The organism is Stutzerimonas sp. KH-1, assembly GCF_054483855.1.
The window spans coordinates 4,723,784-4,748,482 of record NZ_CM137011.1 but is presented as its reverse complement, the minus strand read 5'-3'; the positions used below and the strand labels follow the sequence as shown (position 1 = coordinate 4,748,482).

Here is a 24,699-nt window from a genome sequence, read left to right as displayed (position 1 = left end):
GTCGATGACCTGGCACATTCTCGGCGCCGGTGCGCTCGGCAGCCTGTGGGCCACCCGGCTGGCTCGTGCCGGTCTGCCGGTACGGCTGATCCTGCGCTCGGCGCAACGCCTGGACGAGTACCAACACGCCGGCGGGCTCGGCCTGCGGGAGAACGACAATCTCGAGCGTTTCGACATCCCGGCGGAGCTGCCCGACGCACCGACCACCATCAGACGACTGCTGGTTGCCTGCAAGGCCTACGATGCCGAAGCCGCCGTGTCCCGGGTCGCCGCTCGCCTGGTCCCGGGTGCCGAACTGCTCCTGCTGCAGAACGGTCTCGGCAGTCAGCAAGCGATAGCCGAGCGCTGGCCGCAGGCCCGCTGCATCTTCGTGTCGAGCACCGAAGGGGCCTATCGCGAGACTGATTTCCAGGTACTGTTCGCCGGCCGCGGGCAGAACTGGCTGGGCGACCCGCTTGGCGGCGCAGCGCCTGCCTGGCTGAGCGAACTGGACCTGGCCGGCATCGCGCAGACGTGGAGCACGGAAATTCTCTCGCGGCTCTGGCGCAAACTCGCGCTGAACTGTGCAATCAATCCACTGACCGTGCTCCATGACTGCCGCAACGGCGAGCTGCTGCAGCACCCTGCGCAACTCGCTGCGCTGAGCGAAGAACTCGGCAGACTGCTCGTAGCCAGCGGCCAGCCAGCGGCCGCCGACGACCTGGAGAACGAGGTGCTACGGGTCATCGAAGCCACGGCGGCCAACTACTCGTCCATGCATCAGGACGTCCGTCTTGGCCGACGCACGGAGATCGCCTATCTGCTCGGCCACGCCTGTGCCACGGCGCAAACCCTGGGGCTGCCCACGCCGAAGCTGCACGCGCTGCACCAGCGTCTTCGCGAGCACCTGCGCCAGCGCGGATTGCCCACCGACTGAGCCGCGGCTACCCTGCAGAAACCTCTGCCGCCTCGTACCGCCAATGATCCTGCGTCAACGCCTCGAAAACCTCCCGGTCGGCCGCAAGCTACTGCTCGCCCTGCTCGTCCTCCTGGCTGCGGTCCTGCTGGTGTCCAACCTCACCTTCATCAGCGCCGCCTATTGGATCTCGCGGCAGAGCGTAGCTCCCCAGGCCATGCATACGCTGGGCGAACTGTTCGCTACCGAAGAGCTGAGCACGCGCGCGCTGACCTCACCAGAAGCGGCAAATTCGCTACTCAGACGCCTGGACGGCTATGCGCCGCTGCGCGCAGCGGTCATCTACGACCGCGACGGCAACAGCCTGGCACAGGTCCAGCAGGGCGAGCGCCTGCGTCTGCCGGAACGGCTGAGCGCAGTCGCCGACTGGCGCGCCGGCGAGATCCGCGCCAATCTGCTGGTCCGCTTGCCGCAACCGGACGGCAGCGCCGGGCATCTGCTGATGGTCGCCAGCAGCGAACTGCCCGGGGCGTTCTACACCGGCACGCTGACCGCGAGCCTGGCGATCCTCGTGGCCAGCCTGCTGCTGTGGGTTCTGGTCGCCCGGCAGATCCGCCAGCTGGTCACGCGGCCAATTCGCGACCTCGAAGCGTTGTCCCGCCAGGTAACCCGCGAGGAGAACTACTCGCTACGGGCCAAGCCCGGCAACCAAGACGAGATCGGTCGCCTGGCCGACGCTTTCAACACCATGCTGTCACGCATGGAGGCTCGCGAGCAGCAGCTCAAGCGCGCCCGTGACGATGCCCAGGAAGCCTTCGATCACGCCCAGGGGCTGGCCGAGGAAACGCGGCACTCCAACCGCAAGCTGGAGCTGGAGGTCCAGGTTCGCAGCAAGATCGAGCAGAAACTCACCGGTTTCCAGAAGTACCTCAACAGCATCATCGATTCGATGCCCTCTGCGCTGATCGCCCTCGATGAGCAGCTCTACGTCACCCAGTGGAATCAGGAAGCCAGCGCCCTCTCCGGAACGCCGCTGGACGACGCGCTGAATCAGCCGGTGTTCGTCGCCTTCGAGCCGCTCAAGCCCTTCCTGGCGCAGATCCGCCGCACTTCCGAGCAGCACGTGGTGGAAAAGATCGAGCGGGTGACCTGGCAGCGCAACGACGAGCCGCACCACTACGCACTGACCTTCTACCCGCTCAGCGGGGCAGGTGGCCGCGGCGTGGTGATCCGCATCGACGACATCACCCAGCGCATCAACATGGAAGAGATGATGGTGCAGTCGGAGAAGATGCTCTCGGTGGGCAGCCTGGCCGCCGGCATGGCTCACGAGATCAACAATCCCCTCGGCGCCATCCTGCACAACGCACAGAACATCCGCCGCCGGCTTTCGCCCGAACTGGAACGCAATCGCGAGGCAGCGGAGGAAACCGGCGTGCGTCTGGAGGCGGTCAACCAGTATCTGCAACGCCGCGAAGTGCCGCAGTTGCTCGACGGCATCCAGCAGGCCGGCTCCCGGGCCGCGAAGATCGTCAGCCATATGCTCAGCTTCAGTCGCATGAGCAACCGGCAGCTGGCCGATTGTCAGCTGCCGATGCTGATCGACCAGGCGCTGGAGATCGCCGGCAACGATTTCGCCCTGATGGAGGGTTTCGATTTCAGGTCGATCGAGATCGTTCGCGACTTCGATCCGCAGATCGATCGCGTGCCCTGCATCGCCAACGAACTGGAACAGGTCCTGCTCAATCTGCTGAAGAACGCCGCCCAGGCAATCCACCAGAACCAGGCTCAGGAACGCGGGCGCATCATCCTGCGCACTCGACTGAACCCGCCATGGGCAGAGATTCAGGTCGAAGACAACGGTGGCGGCATTCCGGAGAATGTTCGCAAACGCATATTCGAACCGTTTTTCACCACCAAGGAAGTCGGTCAGGGAACCGGACTGGGCCTTTCCGTCTCGTATTTCATCATTACCAACAACCACCAGGGCCAGATGGAGGTGCAGTGCCAACCCGGCCATGGCTCCACCTTTACCCTGCGCCTGCCACTGAGTTCGCCTGGCGAGCCGCCGGCGGCCTGAACAAGGAACCAAAAGATGGGCAATCGACTGTCGAAGATCTACACCCGTACCGGCGATAGCGGTGAAACCGGCCTCGGTGATGGCCGCCGGGTCGCCAAGGATCATCCCCGTGTGGAAGCCATGGGCGAGGTCGACACGCTCAACAGTCAGCTCGGCCTGCTGCTTGCCGAACTGGCTGAGGCGCAAGTGCAATGGCCTGCGCTCGATGAGCTGATCAGCGTGTTCGGGCCTTGTCAGCACCGCCTGTTCGACCTTGGCGGCGAGCTGGCCATGCCCGACTACCAGGCGCTGCCGGAAAGCGAGGTCGAGCGCCTGGAGCAGGCCATCGACAGCTGGAATCAGGAGCTGGGGCCGCTCAAGGAGTTCATCCTGCCGGGCGGTTCCAGGCTCATCGCCCTTGCCCACCTGTGCCGCAGCGTGACGCGCACTGCCGAGCGCCGCTGCCAGCAGCTCAATGCCAGCGAAACCGTGCGCCCGGTGCTGCTGGCCTATCTGAACCGGCTGTCCGACGCGCTGTTCGTCGCCGCCCGCCTGATTGCGCGGCGCCAGGGGTGTGGCGAGATCCTCTGGCAACCCGCCGCCGCGGCAGCCGGCGCGGATGACTGAGCACCGCGTGGATCAACAGGCGCGACGGCGCGACGGGCTGCATGCCGCTTGGGAAGCCTTCATCGTCCTGCTGGTCTGCGTGAACCTGGCGCTCATCCTGTTCGACAGCCTGTTCGCGCTGCAGCCGGTCAACACGGCGCTTGCCAACCTGCTGCCGCAACTGCACGAGCGCTATCAGCAAAGCATCCACGTCAACTTCCAGTACATCGACCTGGCCTTCGTCGCGGTCTTCATTCTCGACGTGCTGCTCGGCTGGACGGTCGCACTGTTCGAGCGCCGTTATGCGCGCTGGTACTACTACCCGTTCGCCCACTGGTATGACGTGCTCGGCTGCATTCCGCTGGCGGGATTCCGCTGGCTGCGGGTACTGCGGGTTGGCAGCCTGCTGATCCGCCTGCAGCGTCTGGGCCTGATCGACATGCGCCGCTGGGCCGTTTATGGGCTGTTCAGCCGCTACTACTACCTCTTGATCGAGGAGCTCTCCGACCGGGTGATGGTGCGCCTGTTCGGCCGCCTGCAGCAGGAGATCGGCGCCGGCGACGACCTTTCCCGACGCCTGCTGCAGGAGGTGGTCCGACCGCGCAAGCAGCGCGTGCTCAACGATCTGTCGCGGCGCCTGCAAGGCATGCTGGAAACCGGCTACCGCGACAATCGCGGCGCCATTGAAGGCTATGTCAGCCAGCTGATCCACCAGGCGCTGCAGGACAATCCGGAGATGCACAGCCTCAGAAGGCTGCCGCTCGGCAATCGACTGGCCGCGACGCTCGACGACGCGCTCGCCGATATCGCCGCACGCCTCCTGCAGGGCGCCGTCGAAGGCATGCGCGGGCTGCAGTTCCAGGCCCTGGCCGCCAATCTCGCCGACGAGTTCTTCGATGCCTGGGTCTATCAGGACGAGCACACCGACCTGGCCCTGGAAGAGCTGTTGGTCGATGTCATCGAGGTGCTCAAGCAGCAGGTGCTCGACCGACGCTGGAGTCGTTTCGTCGGACCGACGCCACCCGCTACGCCGCCCGATTGATCGGATCAGCTCGACTGCACCGCGCCACGCCCGGGCTCCTCGCCCTCATCCACGCCCCGGAAACCGGCTGCCGACTTTTCGTCGAGACGCGCACCAATGACCATTTCCGTCGCCCAGTTGACCAGGATCGATGTGTAGGCCTCCTGGCAGCGCTCGTTGCTCAGCGCATGGTCGGCGCCATCGATGATGCGATGGGTCAGCGACTGGGTGCGGTGAAAGGCGGCGCGATAGCTCATGATGGTTTCGTGAGGCACGAAGGTGTCGTGCTGCGACTCGACGATCAGTACATCTCCGCGAAAGGCGGAGCAAGCGGCCAATGCACGGTTCTCTTCCGGCAACACCCGCCGGCTGCGCAGTTGATTGAGCACATCGCGGTCCAGCTGGCGCTTGGGCAGGTTCCAGTCCTCGTCGCGATAGAGCGCAGGCACCCGCAGCGCCAGCCATTTGACCGGCCGCAGAGAGGTCAGGATGGTGGCCAGATAACCGCCATAGCTGGTCCCGACCACGGCGATGGCGGACGGATCGATATGCGGATGTTGAGCAAGCAGGTCGTAGGCAGCCAGGAGATCGGCGAGGTTCTGCTCGCGGGTCACCGATTCCTGTTGCGCGCGGGTCTGCGCGTGTCCCCGCAAGTCGAATGACAGGCAGACACAGCCGAGCCCGGCGATGCCGCGGGCGCGGGTGAGATCGCGCTGCTGGCTGCCGCCCCAACCGTGAACGAACAGCACGCCGGGCATCTTGGCCGGCGGTGAAAGGAACGTACCGGCGATATGCTCATCGCCAACCAGAATGTCTACTGTCTCGCTATGCGTCGCCATATTGCTCCACCACTACGCATTTGGTGACGAAACCAACCTCTTCATCCTGCCCCTGATACAGGATCGTGGCTGCCGCCGGCGCCGGGCGTTCTCGACCATAGATCTCGAGCGAAGATGCCCGTACGACTCGTGCGCCCGTGCCCTGACGGAAGAGTTCCAGCGCCGCGATTTCAGCGCTGCTGGCACCACCGATGCGCCAGGATTGTTCCAGCACACCCGAGCGCGGCTGGCCGCGACCGTCGATCCCCTGGGCGATGTCGTAGTTGCGCCTGGAGGCGAAGAAGTTTCGGTAGCAGGCCGAAGCGGCCTCGTCGTACACCTGTGCCTGGCTGACGGCGAGCCGTGTGGTTTCCGTTAGTTCAAGCGCCAGCAACGCCTCGAAGTCACCGTCCACGACGACCAGATCGGAACCGCCGTACACCTCGTTGCCGGCGTTATCCTCGGTCAACCGCTGGGTACCGTAGTAGCTCGCCAGGCGGCCGCCGACCCGCACCTGTCCGACGCTGAAGGTCGTGACGTGCTCCAGATGGGCCTCTAGCACCAGGCCGTACTCGGCCAGCTCCTGCTCATCGAGCGCAAACAGAGCCTGATCGAGGGCATCACTGTCATCGACGCGCTGCTGGCCGCGTCCACCGGTAGCTCGGACCGGCTTGATGCGCACAGAGCCCTCGTGCAGCAGCCGACGCCCGGCATCTCTGGCATCCTCCAGACTGAAGACGCTATAGCCAGCGAGCACACTGCCCTTGACCTGCGTACTGAAATCGCGCGACCAGCCGACCGGCGCAGCGGCGTCCGGGCGAATCAGTGGGTGGGTGATGGCCTTGGTTTCGACGAAGGCCTGCGGTACCACACCGCCGAACAGGTCAGACTCCCCGCACAGGCCCAGCGCCTGGGCTTCACGCAGGCCGACCACCGTACCGGATGGCACGAGATAGGGCTGAGCCTCATAGCGACGGGTCGGATCGTAATCGCCGCCATAAGTCAGCCCTAGCAGTGCAGCCAGACGCTCGGCCAAGGCTGCGTGTACGACCCGTTCGTGCTGTGGCTCATTGGGTCGGTTGGCATGGGTCAGTACGACCCTGCGCGAGTTTTGCGACGTTTGCGCATTCATCATTTCGTGGACAGCTCCATGGACTGCTCGACATGCGCGCCCGGAGCCCATGGCCATCGCGAGCGCTCGCTACCACCTGAGCCGTAGCGCGGTGTACCGCAGTAGACCGCAGACACCTCGCAACGATCCTCGGCAGACCGCCGGGCGAATCCAATGACCTCCCAACCAGACGCAAAAAAGGGGAGCAACCTCGCGGTTACTCCCCTTCTTTTTTCGCGTTTCGATCAGGCCGGCGCGGAGCTGCGAATCAGGTGATCGAAGGCGCTCAGCGAGGCCTTGGCGCCTTCACCCACGGCGATCACGATCTGCTTGTACGGCACCGTGGTCACGTCACCGGCAGCGAACACGCCGGGGATGCTGGTCTGGCCCTTGGCATCGACGATGATTTCGCCGAAGCGCGACAGCTCCAGGGTGCCCTTGAGCCATTCGCTGTTGGGCAGCAGGCCGATCTGCACGAAGATGCCTTCCAGCTCGACGCTGTGCATTTCTTCGCTGGTGCGGTCCTTGTAGACCAGGCCGGTGACCTTCTGGCCGTCGCCTTTGACCTCGGTGGTCTGCGCCATCTTCAGCACGCGGACGTTGGGCAGGCTGTTGAGCTTGCGCTGCAGCACGGCGTCGGCACGCAGCTCTTCACCGAACTCGAGCAGGGTGACGTGGGCGACGATGCCGGCCAGGTCGATGGCCGCTTCCACGCCGGAGTTGCCGCCGCCGATCACCGCCACGCGCTTGCCCTTGAACAGCGGGCCGTCGCAGTGCGGGCAGTAGGCGACACCACGGCCGCGGTATGCCTGCTCGCCCGGCACGTTCATTTCGCGCCAACGCGCGCCTGTAGCCAGAATCAGGGTCTTGGCCTTGAGCTCGCCGCCATTCTCGAACCGCACACGATGCAGGCCGTCGTCGCCGGCCGGGATCAGCTGACTGGCGCGCTGCAGGTTCATGATGTCGACCTCGTACTCGCGCACGTGCTCTTCCAGCGCGCGGGCCAGTTTCGGGCCTTCGGTTTCTTTCACCGAGATGAAGTTCTCGATGGCCATGGTATCGAGCACCTGACCGCCGAAGCGCTCGGCTGCGACACCGGTGCGGATGCCCTTACGCGCGGCGTAGATCGCCGCTGCCGCGCCGGCCGGGCCACCGCCGACCACCAGCACGTCGAAGGCGTCCTTGGCCTTGAGCTTCTCGGCATCACGGGCGCTGGAACCGGTGTCGAGCTTGGCGAGGATCTCTTCTTCGCTCATGCGGCCCTGGGTGAACAGTTCGCCGTTGAGGTAGATGCTCGGCACCGACATGATCTGACGCGCCTCGACTTCGTCCTGGAACAGCGCACCGTCGATGGCCACGTGCTTGATGTTCGGGTTGAGCACGGCCATCAGGTTCAGCGCCTGGACCACGTCCGGGCAGTTCTGGCAGGACAGCGAGAAGTAGGTTTCGAAGCGATAGTTGCCGTCGAGCGCCTTGATCTGCTCGATCACCTCCGGTGCGGTCTTCGACGGATGGCCGCCGACCTGCAGCAGGGCCAGCACCAGCGAGGTGAACTCGTGGCCCATGGGGATGCCGGCGAAACGCAGGCTGATGTTGCCGCCGATGCGGTTGAGCGAGAACGACGGCTTGCGCGCATCGTCGCCGTCGGTCTTCAAGGTGATCTTGTCGCTGAGGCCGGCGATGTCCTGCAGCAGGCTCAGCAGCTCCCGGGATTTCTCGCCGTCATCGAGGGACGCGACGATCTCGAAGGGCTGGGTGACCTTCTCCAGGTAGGCTTTCAACTGGGTCTTGAGATTGGTGTCCAACATGAGCAGCGGTACCCCGTTCGGAATTCAGGAAATAAAACGCCCGGACGGTTCGCGTCCAGGCGTTGGGTTGCCAGAGGGCGGTGAACAGCCCTCCGGCACGCAGGGCAGATAGGCGAAAGCCTTAGATCTTGCCGACCAGGTCCAGCGAAGGAGCCAGGGTCTTCTCGCCCTCTTTCCACTTGGCCGGGCAGACTTCACCCGGGTGAGCGGCGGTGTACTGAGCGGCCTTCAGCTTGCGCAGGGTCTCGGACACGTCACGAGCGATCTCGTTGGAGTGGATCTCGACGGTCTTGATCACGCCTTCCGGGTTGATCAGGAAGGTGCCACGCAGCGCCAGACCTTCTTCTTCGATGTGCACACCGAAAGCGCGGGTCAGCTGGTGAGTCGGATCGCCGATCAGCGGGAACTGCGCCTTGCCAACGGCAGGGGAAGTTTCGTGCCAGACCTTGTGCGAGAAATGGGTATCGGTGGTGACGATGTACACCTCGGTACCGGCCTTCTGGAACTCGGCGTAGCTGTTGGCAGCGTCTTCGATCTCGGTCGGGCAGTTGAAGGTGAAGGCAGCCGGCATGAAGATCAGCACGGACCACTTGCCCTTGAGGGACTCTTCGGTGACTTCGATGAATTTGCCGTTGTGGAAGGCATTGACTTTGAAAGGCTGGACCTGAGTGTTGATCAAGGACATCTACTAACTCCTTAGCGGGTTAAGAATTTGACGGGGCCTACGATAGCGCAACCAGACGCATAACGTTATTGATTAAGGGAATAGCACCGATTACATATATCTATCAGTGAAACATCCGATCGCGCGTGTATGCGGCGACAGCTACGCCAGTGACCAGCCACGCCGGCCACGGTTCAATCTGGCCAGAAGGATCGGATTGCAGCGACACCCTGAGCCCCAATACGCACCGCATGAGCGAGGTCCGCTTCACCCAGTCCCCCAAGCAGATAAACCGGCTGATTGAACCCTGCCAACAGCGCCGCGACACGCGACCAACCTAAGGGTGAGCTATCCGGATGGCTGGCAGTGGCTTGCACCGGCGACAACGTGACGAAATCTACTCCCAATGCCGTGGCCAGTTCCAGCTCCCTTTCATCATGGCACGAGGCTGCAAGCCAGCGTTCACCCGCAATGGGACGTGCAGCGCCATCGAACAGTCGGAGCTGCTCCGCCGTCAGGTGCCAACCGGCATCCGGAAAGTCGCTCGCCCAGTCCAGCGGTCCCTTGAGCATGACCCGCGCACGGCCTGCGCATAGGGCAAGCACACGCTCGGCGAGCGATCGATAGTCGAGCGATGAGAGCGAAGGTGCACGCAGCTGAATCAGCCCGAAATCTGCGTCGAGCGCCTGTGCTAGCCCGTCGAGCAGCCGTTCGGCGGACAGGCCATCCGGTGTGATCAGATAACGCTGGGGCAGGCGGGCAGCAGCGACGATCGGCCGATTGGCCTCAGGAAAGCGATAAGCAACGAGTTCATCGGCCGGCACCCACTTCAACGGCTGCCCCTCGACACCATGCGGTTCGCCGATGAATGCAGTAACCTCCCAGACGTCCAGGAGGACATGCTTGTCCGGGTAGTCATGACGCACTTGGATCAGCGGGCGAGCCGCCGTGACCTGAATCGCCAGCTCCTCCAGCAGCTCCCGCGCCAGCGCCGCTTCGACCTGCTCACCTGCCTCGACCTTGCCGCCCGGGAATTCCCAGAGGCCACCCTGGTGCTTGTCGAGTGGTCGCTTGGCGATCAGCACCGCTCCTTCAGCGCCGCGAATGACCGCTGCAGCGACATGAACTCGCTTCATTCCCGCATCTCCTGTCGGCTAGCTTGCGCCCTGGGCCGGCAGAGCCGGCCACGCCCGGCTCATCCTGTCGTCGCACTCTGGCCAATCACCGGCCATCCGCTGAGAGACGCTCGCGCAACGGAGGCCACCAGGCGCTGTCAGGTGCGGTACTCGGCGTTGATCTTCACGTACTCGTGGGACAGGTCGGTGGTCCAGATGGTCTCGCTGCAGCTGCCGCGGCCCAGTTCGATACGGATGGTGATCTCCTCGCGCGCCATCACCGCGGCGCCCTGCTCTTCGGTATAGCTGGGCGAGCGTCCGCCTTGGCTGGCGATGCAGACCTCGCCGAGGAAGACATCGATCTTGCTCACATCCAGATCCGGCACACCGGCATACCCCACGGCGGCGAGGATGCGCCCCCAGTTCGGGTCGGACGCGAACAGTGCGGTCTTGATCAGTGGCGAATGGGCCACGGCGTAGGCGACATCCAGGCATTCCTGATGATTGCCGCCACCGTTGACCTGCACGGTGACGAACTTGGTTGCGCCCTCACCGTCGCGGACGATGGCCTGGGCTACTTCCATGAACACTTCGAGCACCGCCTGCTTGAGCTTGCCGAACAGCTCGCCGGAGGCGGAGGTGATCTCCGGCAGCGCCGCCTGGCCGGTGGCAATCAGCATGCAGCAGTCGTTGGTGGACGTGTCGCCGTCGATGGTGATGCGGTTGAAGGATTTGTTCGCCGCATCGCGCACCAGATCCTGCAACACGTTGCCGGCGACCTTGGCGTCGGTGGCGATGTAACCGAGCATGGTCGCCATGTTCGGCCGGATCATCCCGGCGCCCTTGCTGATACCGGTGATGGTGACGGTCACACCGTCGTGCTGGAACTGCCGGCTGGCGCCCTTGGGCAGCGTATCGGTGGTCATGATGCCGGTCGCGGCCTCGGCCCAATGATCGGGCGAGAGGTCGTCGAGCGCGGCCTGCAGTGCCGACTCGATTTTCTGCACCGGCAGCGGTTCGCCGATCACGCCGGTGGAAAACGGCAGCACGGCAGTCTCGTCGACACCGGTCATTGCCGCCAGCGCGGCGCAGGTGTGACGGGCATCGGCCAGGCCCTGCGGCCCGGTGCCCGCGTTGGCGTTACCGGTGTTGGTCAGCAGGTAGCGCACCGGACCGTGCATGCGTTCGCGGGTGATCAGTACGGGGGCGGCACAGAAGGCATTGGTGGTGGTCACTCCAGCCACTCGCGAGCCTTCGGCACAGCGCATCACCACCACGTCCTTGCGGCCGGGGCGCTTGATGCCGGCGGAGGCGATGCCCAGCTCGAAGCCGGGAACCGGGTGCAGCGTAGGTAAAGGACCAAGACCGACAGCCATGGGACGCTCCTTCAGACAGTGGTGGCCAACAGGCCAGGTGACGGGGAGAAAAACGCCGCGAGCGGCACAGGCCGGTCGCGGCGCGGATCAACGGGACGAGGTCGCGCTTACTGGACCTGACCGTGGCAATGCTTGTACTTCTTGCCCGAGCCGCACGGGCAGGGCTCGTTGCGTCCGATCTTCGGTTCGGTACGTACCGGAACGGCAGCGACGTCGGGTTGCCCTTCGACTTCCGCGTCCTCCTCCGGCTGGTCCAGAGCCGACACCTCGGCGTGCTGGAACTGCATGCGCTTGGCCAGCTCCTCGGCTTCGCGGCGCAGACGGGCTTCTTCCTCGGCCGGATCCTCGCGGCGAACCTGAACATGGGAGAGCACGCGGATGCTGTCGCGCTTGATCGATTCGAGCAGGTCCTGGAACAGCGCGAAGGACTCGCGCTTGTATTCCTGCTTCGGGTTCTTCTGCGCATAGCCACGCAGGTGAATGCCGTGGCGCAGATGGTCCATGGTCGACAGGTGTTCTTTCCACAGGTCGTCGAGCACACGCAGCACGATCTGCTTCTCGAAGGAACGTAGCGCTTCGGCGCCAGCCAGCTCTTCCTTCTCGTTGTAGGCGGCCAGCAGCGCGTCGAGAATGCGCTCACGCAAGGTTTCTTCGTAAAGTTTCTCGTCCTCGTCGAGCCATTGCTGGACCGGCAGGCGCGTACCGAAGTCGCTGTAGAGCACCGCTTCCAGGCCCGGGATGTCCCACTGCTCCGGCAGCGACTGCGGCGGAATGTGCGCGCTGATGGCCGCATCCAGCGCTTCCTGGCGGAACTCGGCGATGGTCTGACCGATTTCATCCGCGGCCAGCAGGCTGTTGCGCATGTGGTAAATCACCTTGCGCTGCTCGTTGGCCACATCGTCGTACTCAAGCAGCTGCTTGCGCATATCGAAGTTGCGCCCTTCGACCTTGCGCTGCGCCTTCTCGATGGCGTTGGTGACCATGCGGTGTTCGATGGCCTCGCCGGATTCCATGCCCAGCGCCTTCATGAAATTCTTCACCCTGTCGGAGGCAAAGATGCGCATCAGGCTGTCTTCCAGCGACAGGTAGAAACGGCTCGAGCCCGGGTCGCCCTGGCGACCCGCACGACCACGCAGCTGGTTGTCGATACGCCGCGATTCGTGACGCTCGGAGGCGATCACGTGCAGACCGCCCGCTTCCAGCACCTGCTGGTGACGCTTCTGCCAATCGGCCTTGATCTGCGCGACCTGCTCTTCGCTCGGATTCTCCAGCGCCGCCACCTCAACTTCCCAGTTGCCGCCGAGGAGGATGTCGGTACCGCGGCCTGCCATGTTGGTGGCGATGGTCACCGCGCCGGGACGTCCAGCCTGGGCAATGATCTCGGCTTCCTTGTCGTGGTGCTTGGCGTTGAGCACCTTGTGCTCGAAGCCTTCTTTTTCCAGCAGGCGCGAAACGTATTCGGACGTCTCGATGGTGGCCGTGCCGACCAGCACCGGACGCCCCTGCTCGCGGCATTCCTTGATGTCGGCGATGATCGCAGCAAACTTTTCCTCCTGGGTCAGATAGACCAGGTCGTTGAAGTCCTTGCGCGCCAGCGGCTTGTTGGTCGGAATGACCACCACCGGCAGGTTGTAGATCTGCTGGAATTCGAATGCCTCGGTATCGGCGGTACCGGTCATGCCGGAGAGCTTCTTATAGAGGCGGAAGTAGTTCTGGAAGGTGGTCGAGGCGAGGGTCTGGCTTTCCGGCTGGATCTGCAGCCCTTCCTTCGCCTCGATGGCCTGGTGCAGGCCTTCGGAAAGCCGGCGGCCCGGCATGGTCCGGCCGGTGTGCTCGTCGATCAGCAGCACCTGATTGTTCTGCACGATGTATTCGACGTTGCGGTGAAACAATTTGTGCGCGCGCAGACCGGCATAGACGTGGGTCAGCAAGCCCAGGTTGTGTGCCGAGTACAGGCTTTCACCCTCTGCCAGCAAACCGGCCTGGGTCAGCATCTCCTCGATGTACTGGTGGCCCTGCTCGTTCAGTTCGACCTGGCGCGTTTTTTCATCGATGCTGAAGTGCCCTTCCTGGGTAACGACGCCCTCTTCTTCCTCGATATGCTGCGTGAGCCGCGGAATCAGCTGATTGATCTGCTGGTACAGCTTGGAGCTGTCCTCGGCCTGACCGGAGATGATCAGCGGAGTACGCGCTTCGTCGATGAGAATGGAGTCGACTTCGTCGATGACGGCGAAGTTGAGCTCACGCTGGTTCTTCTCTTCCAGGCTGAACGCCATGTTGTCGCGCAGGTAGTCGAAGCCGAATTCGTTGTTGGTGCCGTAAGTAATGTCAGCGGCATAGGCAGCACGCTTTTCTTCCGGCGGCTGGAACGGTGTGACGATACCGACGGAGAGGCCGAGAAATTCGTACAGCGGGCGCATCCAGTTAGCGTCGCGGCGGGCCAGGTAGTCATTGACCGTAACTACGTGCACACCCTTGCCGGCCAGCGCATTGAGGTACACGGCCAGGGTCGCCACAAGGGTCTTGCCTTCACCGGTACGCATCTCGGCGATGCGCCCCTCATGCAGAGTCATGCCGCCGATCAGCTGCACGTCGAAGTGGCGCATGCCCATCACGCGCTTGCCGGCCTCGCGGCAGACGGCGAACGCTTCGGGGAGGATCTGATCGAGGGTTTCGCCTTTCTCGAGACGGGCCTTGAACTCTTCGGTCTTGCTGCGCAGTTGCTCGTCGGAGAGCGACAGCATCTGCTCTTCGAGTGCATTGACGGCATGCACCGCCTTGAGCATGCGTTTGACTTCACGCTCATTCTTGCTTCCAAAGAGTTTCTTCAATAAAGGCGCAAACATATCGACAAAGACTTCCATGCTGGGGATGGAGGCACGTCCGCGAGGTCACGGCTGCGTGCAAAGCGGCCATTCTACTCGGAAACGGCACTGAGGAAAGGTGCCTGACTGCGCAGCACGGCGACCCGCCGATGGCGCTGGCAGGCGACCGTTCGGCGCTCAACATGGGGCTCGCCAAGCCACATTTCAACCAGACGCCACCCTCCAGCGGCCGGCTTCGGCCTTGCGTGCATCTGCTACCATGAGCACCGTTATCACGGATCTTCCGACCATCATGGCCTTTCGCCCATCACCGGCCCGCGCCCCTGCCTCACTGCTACGCGAAGCAAAGCCGCTCAGAGCCTTGTTCGGTGAGGCGCTGCGACTCGAGCGCCTTCAGAAGTTGCTGGAAAGCCAACTGCAGCCGGCTGCGCGCGAACATTGTCGGGTGGCATCCTGGCGTGAAGGCTGTCTGCTGCTGATCGTCACCGATGGCCATTGGGCCACGCGCTTGCGTTACCAGCAGCGCCGCCTGCAGCGCCAGCTGGAAGCCATGGATGAGTTTGCCGGACTGCTACGCATCCAGTTCAAGGTGCAGCCACCGCCACCACCGAGACACAAGCCCGCCGCTACGCCCCCACTGTCGAGCAACGCGGCGGACAGCATTCAGGCCGCCGCTCAGGGCATTCGTGATCCGGGACTGCGGGCCGCACTCGAGCGCCTGGCCAGCCGCGGCAAAACCAGCGACTGACATCCTGCTACAAATGCGCGCCGCGTCCTTGCGCAGCCTCGGCCGGCACGGGTTAGCATGAGCCCGTCAATGCGGAGGTGTTCCATGTCGCTAAGCCGTTTGTTCGCAGGAGCGCGCTCATGCTGATCGGCGCCCTGCTCATCCTCACCTGGCTGGTACTGCTGATCCGCTACCCGCTGAGGGCCGTGCCGATCTCGCTGGGGGCCGTGCTCGGCCTCGCACTCCTCGCCGGCTGGGTGCTCTGGCAGGAACATCGTGAGGAACAACTGCTGGCGCGCCTCGAGATTCGGCTGAGCCACGACCCGCAGCGCTGTCCCGGCGCTCAGCCGCTGCATGTGCAACTGGTCAACCACACGGACAGGAGACTGCAGAGCCTGCAATGGGAAGTGGCCGCCTATTTTCCGGGCTCACGCACAAACCTTGCACGCCGCGCATACGATGCTCCCACCTACCAAGGGCCCGGCGATCTGCAACCTGGCGCCCGTTGGGAATCCTGCCTGCCCCTGCCGCTGCTGCGCAGCGGATATCGCGCCGCGACCTTGGAGTTTCATGCCGAGCGGCTGCAAGGGCGTTTCATTCGCTGAAGCGACGGCACACTACCAATCTTTGCCGCACCCGCTTATGCTGTACAAATAAACAGTATCATCTGCCAATAACCGAGGTGGTAAATGGCCGTCGAAGTGGTGTACCGCAGCAGTCGGGACCTGGAGCGTTTGTTCATGGATAAAGCCGAAGCCGATCGTCATGACAAAATGCTGGAGCTGGCCGAGACGCTAGCCACGGTTTTGCAGCAGGCTTCGCCATCGCTCAGCGAGCAGCAGGCCGAGGACATCGGCATCTATATGGCCAAGCATCGAGAGCTATTCGCCAAGGCGTTCAAGAGCAGCCCGGAAGCACTGTCAGAGTTGATAAGCGGCGCCTGAGCTCAGCGCGCAGGGCATGCGGCCTTTCGCTGCACCCGCGCCGATCTGCGGGGGAAACTTGTCGCTACCTACCGGGTCCATTGCTGGCAACCACCCCATACAGGTATCCAGGCATGACGAGTCCATTCCAGAAGATCAGTGATGTGTTTCGTCCCCGCTATAACGTCAACTTCAGCATCGAGAAGCCGGACGGCAGCATTCTGCTTACGCTGACCAGTGCTGAGGGTGTTGCGGTCAAGCGTTTCATCAGTGCGCAACAGTGGCGCGATCAGCAGCAGTTGCAGCGCTTGATCACCAGCCTGCAGGTGAGTCTGGCCATCGAACGCGGCGAACAGTTACCGCCTCGAGGCGCCTCGATGCTCCAACCCGTCTCGCTGTAGGAACACCAACCTGATTGCCTGCAGGTTGCCCGCTTCACCTTACCCGCCTCAAAACAACAACAAGATCTTATCCGTCGACTGTCAGTCCCTGACTCGCAGCGCACCGTTGTGCCTGGTTTTGCCGCCCTGGCGCAACGGTGAAGCCTATCCAGATACCTCAGAGCCAGGCCAACGCCTTGGCCTTCGCCACCGCCTGCGTTCGACGCGCTACGCCCAGCTTGGTATTTATTCGGCGGGCATGCGTCTTGACCGTATGCAGAGAGATGAATAGCTGCTCGGCGATTTCCTGGTTGGAACAACCCTGCGCGATCAGCCGCAACACGGTCAGCTCACGGTTGCTGAGCACGGTTTCATCCGTTATCGCCTGTACCGTCTCCGGCTCACGCTCGTAGTGGAGTAGGCGCTGGCGAAGCGACTCGCCTTTCGCCGTAGCAGGCAGAACGCGAGCCAGCCACTGGGGTTGGCGGTGGTGAAGCTCGTAAAGCGGCTTTACCAGATGCTGACGAGCCGCCTCGGCCAGCGCCGAACGCAACTCCGTTTCGGCTTCAGCTGTCTGGCCCGCGGCCTGAAGCGCCTCGGCCAGGCTAAAGCGGCATTCACATGCCAGCCCCAGCCGCTGGGTCCGCAGGTTCTGTTCGACCTGTGCGCGCAGCTCGGTGATCGCTCGCTGTGGCTGCCCCTCCAGCACATCGATGACCGCAAGATAGCGCCGCAGCCGGGGTAGCAGCTCGTAGAATCCGGAAGGCGACAGGTAGCCGTGCCCCTCGTAGAGATCCAATACCTGGCAGAGCGCACTTCGGGCCTTGCGTAGCTCTCCCTGGTGGAGCCACGCGACACCGTTGATGAGCGGCAGAATTCCTCGAAAACGCGCCTCCGGAACATGACGCCACTGTGAAAGCCGCTCGGCGTCGCGCAACCAATGATAGGCACAGGCGAATTCCTGGCTTCGCGCGGCCAGCTCGGCCAGCCCGACATAGCCGAAGAAGCAGTAGGAATCGCCACAGGTCTCGGTCTCCTCCTTGCCGAGCAGATAGGCTTCCTGAGCAGGCTCATCCAGCCCCTGATAGGCCAGCAGATGACCCTGCAGAAGTTGCAAGCGGCCGATCAATGGACTGTGCCGAACCGTTTCGCGGAGGGCCTGCAATGCCTCATTCAGCACACCAACCGCGCGCTCGAACTCACCGGTGAGCTCCAACAGCTGGATACGGTCCACGCTGAGCATCATCTCGTAAAGCACGCTGCCCTTGAGCCGAGCCAGCTTCATACCTTCGCTGTTGTACTGTTGCGCCAGCTCCAGCTTGCCCTCGGACATCGCCTGCTGGGTCAGCACCTGATAGCAGAGCACGCGTTGCGCCCAAGCATGATCGGACAGCACCTCAAGCGCCTGCAGGCAATTTTCCCGAGCCCCAGGCTCTCCACGCAAGCGCGCAAGAAAGCCTCGCAACGCCTGCCATTGCGCCAGCAGTTGCGCCTGCCGCCGGGCATCGGGCTGAGGAAAGAATTTGGCCAGTTCGGCCAGACAGTCTTCCACCTCATCCAGACGCGCCGAGATGATCAGTGCCCATCCCTGAAGCACGATCAACCGCGTGGTACTGGCAAACAGATCCTGCGGCAGCTCGCTTCGCCATTTGAGGAATCGCGAAACGTTGTCGCCGATCAGCAACTGTTCCTGCCCGTAACGCTGCAGGTAATTGGCCGCCACTTCCGGCTGGCCTGCCCACAGGGCATGCTCCACCGCCTCGCGCATTTCGCCGCGGCTGGCGAACCATTGACAGGCACGCAGATGCACCTGGGTCGGCGCAGCCGCGTCAGCCAGACGTTGGAGCATCAACGCCAGCGGCTTCCACAAGCGAAACCACTCGCCACAATTGTCGATCTGCCTGATGAATAGCTGGCGAGTCTTGAGCACATCGAGAATTTCACTGCCGACGCCATCCAGCACATGGTCACAGAGCTCGGCCGAGAAACGCGGCATACGCGCCAGGGCAAGCAGCGCGCGGCGCACTTCGTCGCCCAGCCCGGCCAGAACCTCGCGTTGCACGTAGTCACGCAATAACGGCGTGCCGGCCACAAGCCGCTCGCGCAGCGCCTGCTCATCGGCGCCGAGCAGCATCAGGCAGACGCCCGCCGGCCACCCTTCCATACCGCGGTGGAGCTGTTGAAAACTTTCCGGCGAAAGCGCCATTCGCTGAGCAACGAGCATTCGCTCGAGCTCATCCTCGGTGAAGGCGAGAGCCTCGGCATCGAGTTCGCACAGATGCCCCTGCAACAAAAGCCGTGGCAGCTTCCATGCAGGCTGACGACGACTGGAGACCCACCAGCTGACCGATGTAGGACCAATGTCCAGCAGCATGTCGAGGCAGGCGTCCAGCTCCGCATCGCAGTCGCGCGGGTAATCGTCGAGCATGATCCACAGAGGCTGCCGCAACCGGCGCAGCAGCGTGAGAATTGCAGTGTCGGCGCTCCCGACCAGTTCATCTTGCTGACCCAGGGCTCCGCTGAGCTGGCTGTACAGAGCGCCCACGCTACAGGCCCGTCCGCCCAGATCCAGCCACACCATGTGCGTGCCCTCCGGCACGAGCCGAGCGCACTCGCTCATCAGCACGGTTTTGCCGAATCCTGCCGGAGCACAGATCAGACGCAAGCGACAATCGGCGGCGAGCAAAGACTGAACGAGTCTCGGCCGCCCTATGTGCGCCGGCGGAAGTCTCGGAATAGACGCGAGATGGTCTGCGGCTCCTGCCTCTGCACTGAGCGCATCAGGAATGAAGCGTACGGACATGGCGACGGTTCTCTTATTCGAATCAGTCCATTGAAACACAGCACGGCCTCGCCCGACGCCACCATCAATGGCATGCCCGTCGTCAGCGAGGCATCTGCGCCCGGCAGCGAACGCAGACGCTGGAACGACTCTTTTCGGTTGCGAACGAGCCGGGAAACGAACCAGTAAACTGAAATTATCATCCGCTGGTTCGAAACAAAAAAAAAGGCGGCCAGTCGGCCGCCTTATTCATCAGCTGGATGGAACCCGATCAGCGAACTCCAGCGTTACGCAGAGCTGCTGGCGTGAAGTCCCGGGCGGACGCACGGTAACCGTACTCGTGGGGCTTTTCCTCATTGCTCATGCCGATGGCGATGTAGCGACCGGAGATGATGTCGTACAGCGCTTCGAACGCATAAGCGGGCACCTTGTGCTGGTAGTACTGGAGCGAATGGGCTTCGCCTACCCGCCACAGTTGACCACGACCGTCGTACAGCTCCGACTGGACGATGGTCCAGCTGTCTTCGTCAACGAAGAAACGACGCTTGGCATAGATGTTCCGCTCGCCGCTCTTGAGCGTGGCCTCGATCTCCCAGACGCGGTGCAGCTCATAGCGCGCCAGATCCTGATTGACGTGACCAGCCTTGATGATCTGGTCGTACTTCAGGTCGCTGGAGGCGATCTCATAGCTGTTGTAAGGGATATACAGCTCTTTCTTGCCGATTAGTTTCCAGTCGTAGCGATCCGGGGCGCCACTGAACATGTCGAAGTTGTCAGTGGTACGCATACCATCGGAAGCGGTACCCGGTCCGTCGTAAGCAACCTGCGGCGCGCGGCGAACACGACGCTGACCAGCGTTGTAGATCCAGGCCTGACGTGGATCCTTCACCTGATCCAGCGAGTCGTGCACCAGCAGTACGTTACCAGCCAGTCGCGACGGTGCTGTCACGCGCTGTTTGAAGAACAGCAAAGCGTTCTTGGCGCGTTCCGGATCCAGGTCCGTCATGCCCAGCGGGAAGGCCACCTCGTCCTCGAAGTGGACCATTGTGTAGCTGCCGTTGGTTTGCGGAGTCGCCTGAACGATGTTGCGTCGCACATTGCCGCCGCGATAGCGGGTGATGTGGTTCCAGATCACTTCCAAGCCGTTCTTCGGAATCGGGAAGGCGTAATAGCGGCTGTCGGTGAAGTTGGCGAGACCATTGCCACCTTCGACGAGCTCGGTATTCAGCGCGCTTTTCTTGGCGGCCTCATAGATCTCGTCCGGGACCGCTACGGAGCGGTGAGTCGGAAAGACACGGATTTTGTAGGTTTCCGGGTAGCGTTTGAACATCGCCATCTGACCTGCGGTCAGCTTGTCCTTGTACTGCTCGGCGTTCTGCGCAGTGATCACGAACTTGGGTTGTTCGTCCTTGAACGGGTTGGTCAGATGACCATTCTTGAGCGGCGCGGCATCGGTTTTCAGGCCACCGGTCCACTCCGGAATGGTGCCGTCTGCGTTACCAGCCTTCTCCGCGCCCAGCGGCGTGAGGGATGTTCCGAGCTTGGCGGCTTCTTCGGGGGAAACCGCGGCCATCACACTGCTGGCGAGCAGAGAGAAGGCCAAGACACTGAATAGCTTTCTTGTTGTTTTCATACGATTCCAGTTCCTCTTGATCTTGTTTACCGGAGGCCTTGCTTATCGTCGTTGTCCGGCCGACCTTCCTCATCGGCCGGACACAGCGCTGGTCTCCTTAGAAGTTCACGCCCACGCTGAACGCGAGGAAGTCGCGATCAACCAGCGTGTTGTAGTCGCCGCCGAAGAAGTCGGTGTAGGACAGGCTGGCGGTGTACATGTTTTGGTACTCGGCATCCAGACCAATGCTGACCGCTTTGGAGCCTTCGTTGAACAGACCGTTCGGGCCATAACCGTCGACATCGTGGGAAAACGACAGGTTGGGCTTGAAGTTGATACCGGCAAAGACGTTGTTGTAGTCCGCAATGGCGCGCAGGCGATAACCCCAGGAGTTGGCGGTTACAAAGCCGTCATTCCCGTACTCTGGCGTATCCAGACCATAAATGGAGTCACGGCCGTAACGAAGCTCGCTCTTACTTTCCAGCCCACCGACATGTGCATAACCGATCTCACCCACTACGGTGACTCGCCCAGCGCCCAAGACCTGATCGAAGAAGTGCGTAAACGTGGTCTGTAGCTGAGTGACTTCCTTGCGGTTATAGCCCCGATGTTCGATACCCGCCTGGCCGATCGCACCCGCGAAGTCACCGGTAGCAATGGAACCGCCGATGCCGGTAGCAAGCAATCCGGTGGTATATGTAGAGTTGAGAGCTACCGGAAGGTTTGGCCTATAGCTAATTTCACCAGACCACGCTGTGCCTGTTGGCAAGGTCGTAGAAAAGCTTGCGCCATACAAGCGGATATCTTCCGGATACTCGAGATAGTACTCGCCGTTGCTTAGCAAAGCGGCAGATGCCAGGCCGCTGAAGGCCGCCCCTGATGGAAGCGGACCGCCTGGAGACGGAGTACCGAGAAGCCCTAACAACGCCTGGATCTCAGCGGCGGATGCATTCTGGTAGCCGACGGTTGGCGTACGGCTGTGGTAGTTCATGAAATACAGACCGTATTCGGCCACGTCACCTAGCCACCGAAACGCAAATCCATACTGGCCGGAATCTCGAGCATCCCGGTCACCACCACGCGGAACTGTTACCCCTTCAGGCCCCACGATAATGCCTAGATCGTCCAGGCCGGCATAATAGTCGGCACCGATCAATGCATTTAGCTGATCAATCGTAACCCCAGCACCAATGATAGCGTCGCGCTGAGCAGCAGATAGGACCGTATAATTATCATCGCAACCATCGGCTGCAACGTCATTACTGGCGAAGAAGGTGCCGCAATTGTCGATGATCGTTTGATCCCACTCGAGCTGATAGAACGCCTCCATGCTGAGTCGATCAGTCAGACTCTGCGAGACGTAGAGCATATTGACAGGAATCAGGCCTTCCTTGATTTCAGCACCGGGGCGACGGAAAGCGGCCGCATCCAATGGGTTGATTGAGTTGATGCTGTTACCAATAAAAGTACTTTCACCCCAGCTCACTACTTGCTTTCCGAGACGCACGGTCCCCGGCAAATCACCAATCGCATAGTTGTGATAAAGAAACGCGTCCAGAATCTGCGCACCCGATGATTGAGCCGCCTCTTTCCGGTTGCTGTCGCTGATATCCTTGAACAGACGGTTTTCATCCTTCAGTTCGAAGTCATACCAGTACTTACCACGAATAAAGGCGCCGCTATCGCGATAACGAAGCTCAAGATCATGGACACCTTTGAAAATCTTGGAAAAGGTTTCGCCCTTCTTGAAGTTAAGCCGCCCATCATCCCCTGTCTGGGTATAGCCAGTTCCTCCATTGGCCAAGCCGACCAGATCCATGTCCCTGTCCGCCATGGACCAGCTGGCACCGATGGACATCGCCGAGTCGAATTGCCCTTCGATCTCTCCGATATTGAAGTTCACAGCGTAGGCCGGGGCGGCAGTGCCCAGCGCAACGGCGAGAGCTAGAGACTTCGGCTGGAAGATTCCTTGCCTTGTTGTTTTTGTCATGAGGCGCTCCTGGTTGGTTCGAAGTGCGTCAACCCTACCCAGACGTAGAAGGAGGGTTAAGCGCACTAAGGTTTGATTTAGCTTGTAATCCTTTAGTATGAATAGCCTTTCCAGCAGTGGCTTTCAGCGTGATTTCGTTCGGCCATGCGTATTAAGGACGTTCTGAGCTTAGCCGTGAACGCTAGCAGCGCAAAGCCCGCCGCAGAGCCTTTCGTGCGGTTGGAATGGAGAAATGTCGGCTGGTTATCCGAAAGTAGTATTCATCACGCCGATAAGGCAGCCCAATCCGTCTGGATCAAGGCAGCCGGCATTGTGAACCACGAAAGGCAGCCAGCCCGACAACGAGCGGATCAGGCGTGGGCACGCCGCCGCTGCGTTACTTTAGGAAGCGCAATGGGGCCAATCGAAACGTAACCGCTGTAGCTCCCAGATCGAAGCGCGCATGGCTGTCGCCGGGACGGCGAATCGTCGCGGCCACGTGGCTGCGCACCCATTGCGGGCGCGCATGACAATGAGCTCCGCCGAGACGCTTACATACCTTTTACGGCGTAGATACCCGGCGCGTTGCGCCAGTAGCCCTTGTAGTCCATCCCGTAACCAAAGATATAGCGGTCGATGCAGCTGAGCCCAACGTAGTCCGCTTTCAGATCCGGGCGCGCCTTGCGCTGGTGGTCCTTGTCAATCAGCACTGCGGTATGCACGGCGGCAGCCCCGGCATGACGGCAGAAATCGATGATTGCGCCCAGCGTGTGCCCCTCATCCAGGATGTCATCGATGATCAGTACATCGCGATCGATGAAGGAAATCTCCGGCTTGGCCTTCCAGAACAGCTCGCCGCCGCTGGTCTCGTTGCGGTAACGGGTCGCATGCAGATAGGACAGCTCGAGGGGGAAGTTCAGCTTCGGCACCAGTTTGCCGGAGAAGATCAGCCCGCCATTCATGACGCAGAACACCACCGGATTGCGCTCGGCCAGCTCGGCGTTGATGGCTTCGGCAACCTTGGCGATCGCCGCTTCGACTTGCTCCTCAGTGTACAGGCAGTCTGCCTCGGCCATGACTTGGCGAATATGTGCGAGATCGACGGACATGAAGCGATTCCCCCAGAGAGTTTAGTTGGGAGCACCAGCCGGGGCTGGCAGCTCGTGCGGTTGAATCGCCGTATTGCCAGGCGAACCCGGACAGCGAAAAACCTGACCGAACAGCCGATTTTCGGCCGTTCGCGAAAGGGCGGGGAAGATACCCACCCTCGCCGTGCGCAGCAAGTCCGCCGGCCGGATGACACGCGAATAGCCGCTGACCCGACGATGCTTTAATCTAAGCCGGTTTATTTGCCCGCCGGAGCCCACAATGCCCATTCGAGAGATCCGCCACCCGCTGATCCGCCACAAGCTCGGCCTGATGCGCCGTGCAGACATCAGCACCAAGAACTTCCGTGAACTGGCGCAGGAAGTGGGCTCGATCCTCACTTATGAAGCGACTTCGGATCTCCCGCTGGAACACTACAGCATCGACGGCTGGTGCGGCCCGGTGCAGGTGGAAAAGATCTCCGGCAAGAAGATTACCGTAGTACCGATTCTGCGTGCCGGCATCGGCATGCTCGATGGCGTGCTCAGCCTCATCCCCGGCGCCAAGGTCAGCGCGGTCGGCATCGCCCGCAATGAAGAGACGCTGCAGGCGCAGACCTACCTGGAAAAGCTGGTTCCGGAAATCGAACAGCGCCTGGCGATCATCATCGACCCGATGCTCGCTACCGGCGGTTCGATGGTCGCCACCATCGACATGCTGAAAAAGGCGGGCTGCAAGGAGATTCGCGCCCTGGTCCTGGTCGCCGCACCGGAAGGCATCGCTGCCGTCGAGAAGGCGCACCCCGACGTGCTGATCTTCACCGCCTCCATCGACCAGCACCTGGATGAGCACGGCTATATCGTTCCGGGCCTGGGCGATGCCGGTGACAAGATCTTCGGCACCAAGCAGAAGGACATCTGAG

20 protein-coding genes are annotated in these 24,699 nt (G+C 62.1%); 9 read left to right on the top strand and 11 right to left on the bottom strand.

Translation table 11 applies throughout. The features are described from left to right. The first annotated feature begins 4 nt into the window (after window positions 1–4). From ACX1DW_RS22590 to ACX1DW_RS22575, 4 genes are read left to right on the top strand one after another with little or no spacing between them, the layout of a single operon-like run. On the top strand, window positions 5–916 hold the full coding sequence (locus ACX1DW_RS22590; protein WP_458992438.1) for a putative 2-dehydropantoate 2-reductase: 912 nt from the start codon (window positions 5–7) through the stop codon (window positions 914–916). A gap of 43 nt (window positions 917–959) precedes the next feature. After that, entirely contained in the window at window positions 960–2,975 is a 2,016-nt protein-coding gene (locus tag ACX1DW_RS22585) for a sensor histidine kinase (RefSeq protein WP_458992437.1), read from the top strand. Between the two features lie 15 nt (window positions 2,976–2,990). After that, the gene (locus tag ACX1DW_RS22580) at window positions 2,991–3,581 is read left to right on the top strand and encodes a cob(I)yrinic acid a,c-diamide adenosyltransferase (protein ID WP_458992436.1); all 591 of its coding nucleotides are present in this window, start codon (window positions 2,991–2,993) and stop codon (window positions 3,579–3,581) included. Continuing rightward, on the top strand, window positions 3,574–4,602 hold the full coding sequence (locus tag ACX1DW_RS22575) for an ion transporter (protein ID WP_458992435.1): 1,029 nt from the start codon (window positions 3,574–3,576) through the stop codon (window positions 4,600–4,602). Before ACX1DW_RS22580 ends, ACX1DW_RS22575 begins: the two co-directional genes overlap by 8 nt. Window positions 4,603–4,607: 5 nt before the next feature. Here ACX1DW_RS22575 and ACX1DW_RS22570 read toward each other — a convergent pair whose 3' ends face one another. From ACX1DW_RS22570 to secA, 7 genes are all read right to left on the bottom strand, one after another. Next, entirely contained in the window at window positions 4,608–5,420 is an 813-nt protein-coding gene (locus tag ACX1DW_RS22570) for an alpha/beta hydrolase family protein (RefSeq protein ID WP_458992434.1), read from the bottom strand. Beyond that, window positions 5,407–6,534 (bottom strand): DUF3182 family protein, encoded by a 1,128-nt coding sequence (locus tag ACX1DW_RS22565; protein ID WP_458992433.1) that lies wholly within the window; start codon window positions 6,532–6,534, stop codon window positions 5,407–5,409. Before ACX1DW_RS22565 ends, ACX1DW_RS22570 begins: the two co-directional genes overlap by 14 nt. Window positions 6,535–6,755: 221 nt before the next feature. Then, window positions 6,756–8,318 carry an alkyl hydroperoxide reductase subunit F gene (ahpF, locus tag ACX1DW_RS22560; protein WP_458992432.1) on the bottom strand — a complete coding sequence of 521 codons (1,563 nt, stop codon included), beginning with the start codon at window positions 8,316–8,318 and terminating at the stop codon, window positions 6,756–6,758. Between the two features lie 121 nt (window positions 8,319–8,439). Then, window positions 8,440–9,003 (bottom strand): alkyl hydroperoxide reductase subunit C, encoded by a 564-nt coding sequence (ahpC, locus tag ACX1DW_RS22555; protein ID WP_003284760.1) that lies wholly within the window; start codon window positions 9,001–9,003, stop codon window positions 8,440–8,442. Between the two features lie 173 nt (window positions 9,004–9,176). Beyond that, window positions 9,177–10,118: a Nudix family hydrolase gene (locus tag ACX1DW_RS22550; RefSeq protein ID WP_458992431.1), complete on the bottom strand. Its 942-nt coding sequence runs from the start codon at window positions 10,116–10,118 to the stop codon at window positions 9,177–9,179. A 137-nt stretch (window positions 10,119–10,255) separates the two neighbouring features. After that, the gene (argJ, locus tag ACX1DW_RS22545) at window positions 10,256–11,473 is read right to left on the bottom strand and encodes a bifunctional glutamate N-acetyltransferase/amino-acid acetyltransferase ArgJ (protein ID WP_458992430.1); all 1,218 of its coding nucleotides are present in this window, start codon (window positions 11,471–11,473) and stop codon (window positions 10,256–10,258) included. A 107-nt stretch (window positions 11,474–11,580) separates the two neighbouring features. After that, window positions 11,581–14,319 carry a preprotein translocase subunit SecA gene (gene secA / locus ACX1DW_RS22540; protein ID WP_458992429.1) on the bottom strand — a complete coding sequence of 913 codons (2,739 nt, stop codon included), beginning with the start codon at window positions 14,317–14,319 and terminating at the stop codon, window positions 11,581–11,583. Window positions 14,320–14,590: 271 nt separating this feature from the next. Here secA and ACX1DW_RS22535 point away from each other — a divergent pair, with 271 nt between their 5' ends. From ACX1DW_RS22535 to ACX1DW_RS22520, 4 genes are all read left to right on the top strand, one after another. Further along, window positions 14,591–15,046: a DciA family protein gene (locus tag ACX1DW_RS22535; RefSeq protein ID WP_102839754.1), complete on the top strand. Its 456-nt coding sequence runs from the start codon at window positions 14,591–14,593 to the stop codon at window positions 15,044–15,046. Between the two features lie 119 nt (window positions 15,047–15,165). Further along, entirely contained in the window at window positions 15,166–15,630 is a 465-nt protein-coding gene (locus ACX1DW_RS22530; RefSeq protein WP_458992428.1) for a multidrug transporter, read from the top strand. Between the two features lie 84 nt (window positions 15,631–15,714). After that, window positions 15,715–15,969, top strand: coding sequence for a YebG family protein (locus tag ACX1DW_RS22525; protein ID WP_063540087.1), 255 nt, complete (start codon window positions 15,715–15,717; stop codon window positions 15,967–15,969). A 113-nt stretch (window positions 15,970–16,082) separates the two neighbouring features. After that, window positions 16,083–16,349: a DUF3509 domain-containing protein gene (locus ACX1DW_RS22520; protein ID WP_102839752.1), complete on the top strand. Its 267-nt coding sequence runs from the start codon at window positions 16,083–16,085 to the stop codon at window positions 16,347–16,349. A 157-nt stretch (window positions 16,350–16,506) separates the two neighbouring features. Here the strand turns inward: ACX1DW_RS22520 and ACX1DW_RS22515 are convergent, their stop codons facing one another. The 4 genes from ACX1DW_RS22515 to ACX1DW_RS22500 all read right to left on the bottom strand — a co-directional run bounded on the left by ACX1DW_RS22515 (window position 16,507) and on the right by ACX1DW_RS22500 (window position 23,800). Beyond that, entirely contained in the window at window positions 16,507–19,131 is a 2,625-nt protein-coding gene (locus tag ACX1DW_RS22515) for a LuxR C-terminal-related transcriptional regulator (protein WP_458992427.1), read from the bottom strand. Between the two features lie 250 nt (window positions 19,132–19,381). After that, the gene (locus ACX1DW_RS22510) at window positions 19,382–20,743 is read right to left on the bottom strand and encodes a DUF1329 domain-containing protein (RefSeq protein ID WP_063540090.1); all 1,362 of its coding nucleotides are present in this window, start codon (window positions 20,741–20,743) and stop codon (window positions 19,382–19,384) included. Window positions 20,744–20,840: 97 nt separating this feature from the next. Next, the gene (locus ACX1DW_RS22505) at window positions 20,841–22,712 is read right to left on the bottom strand and encodes a DUF1302 domain-containing protein (protein WP_458992426.1); all 1,872 of its coding nucleotides are present in this window, start codon (window positions 22,710–22,712) and stop codon (window positions 20,841–20,843) included. A gap of 530 nt (window positions 22,713–23,242) precedes the next feature. Further along, on the bottom strand, window positions 23,243–23,800 hold the full coding sequence (locus ACX1DW_RS22500) for a hypoxanthine-guanine phosphoribosyltransferase (protein WP_270053086.1): 558 nt from the start codon (window positions 23,798–23,800) through the stop codon (window positions 23,243–23,245). Window positions 23,801–24,059: 259 nt separating this feature from the next. Here ACX1DW_RS22500 and upp point away from each other — a divergent pair, with 259 nt between their 5' ends. Next, entirely contained in the window at window positions 24,060–24,698 is a 639-nt protein-coding gene (gene upp / locus ACX1DW_RS22495; RefSeq protein ID WP_125886642.1) for a uracil phosphoribosyltransferase, read from the top strand. Window position 24,699 lies beyond the last annotated feature (1 nt).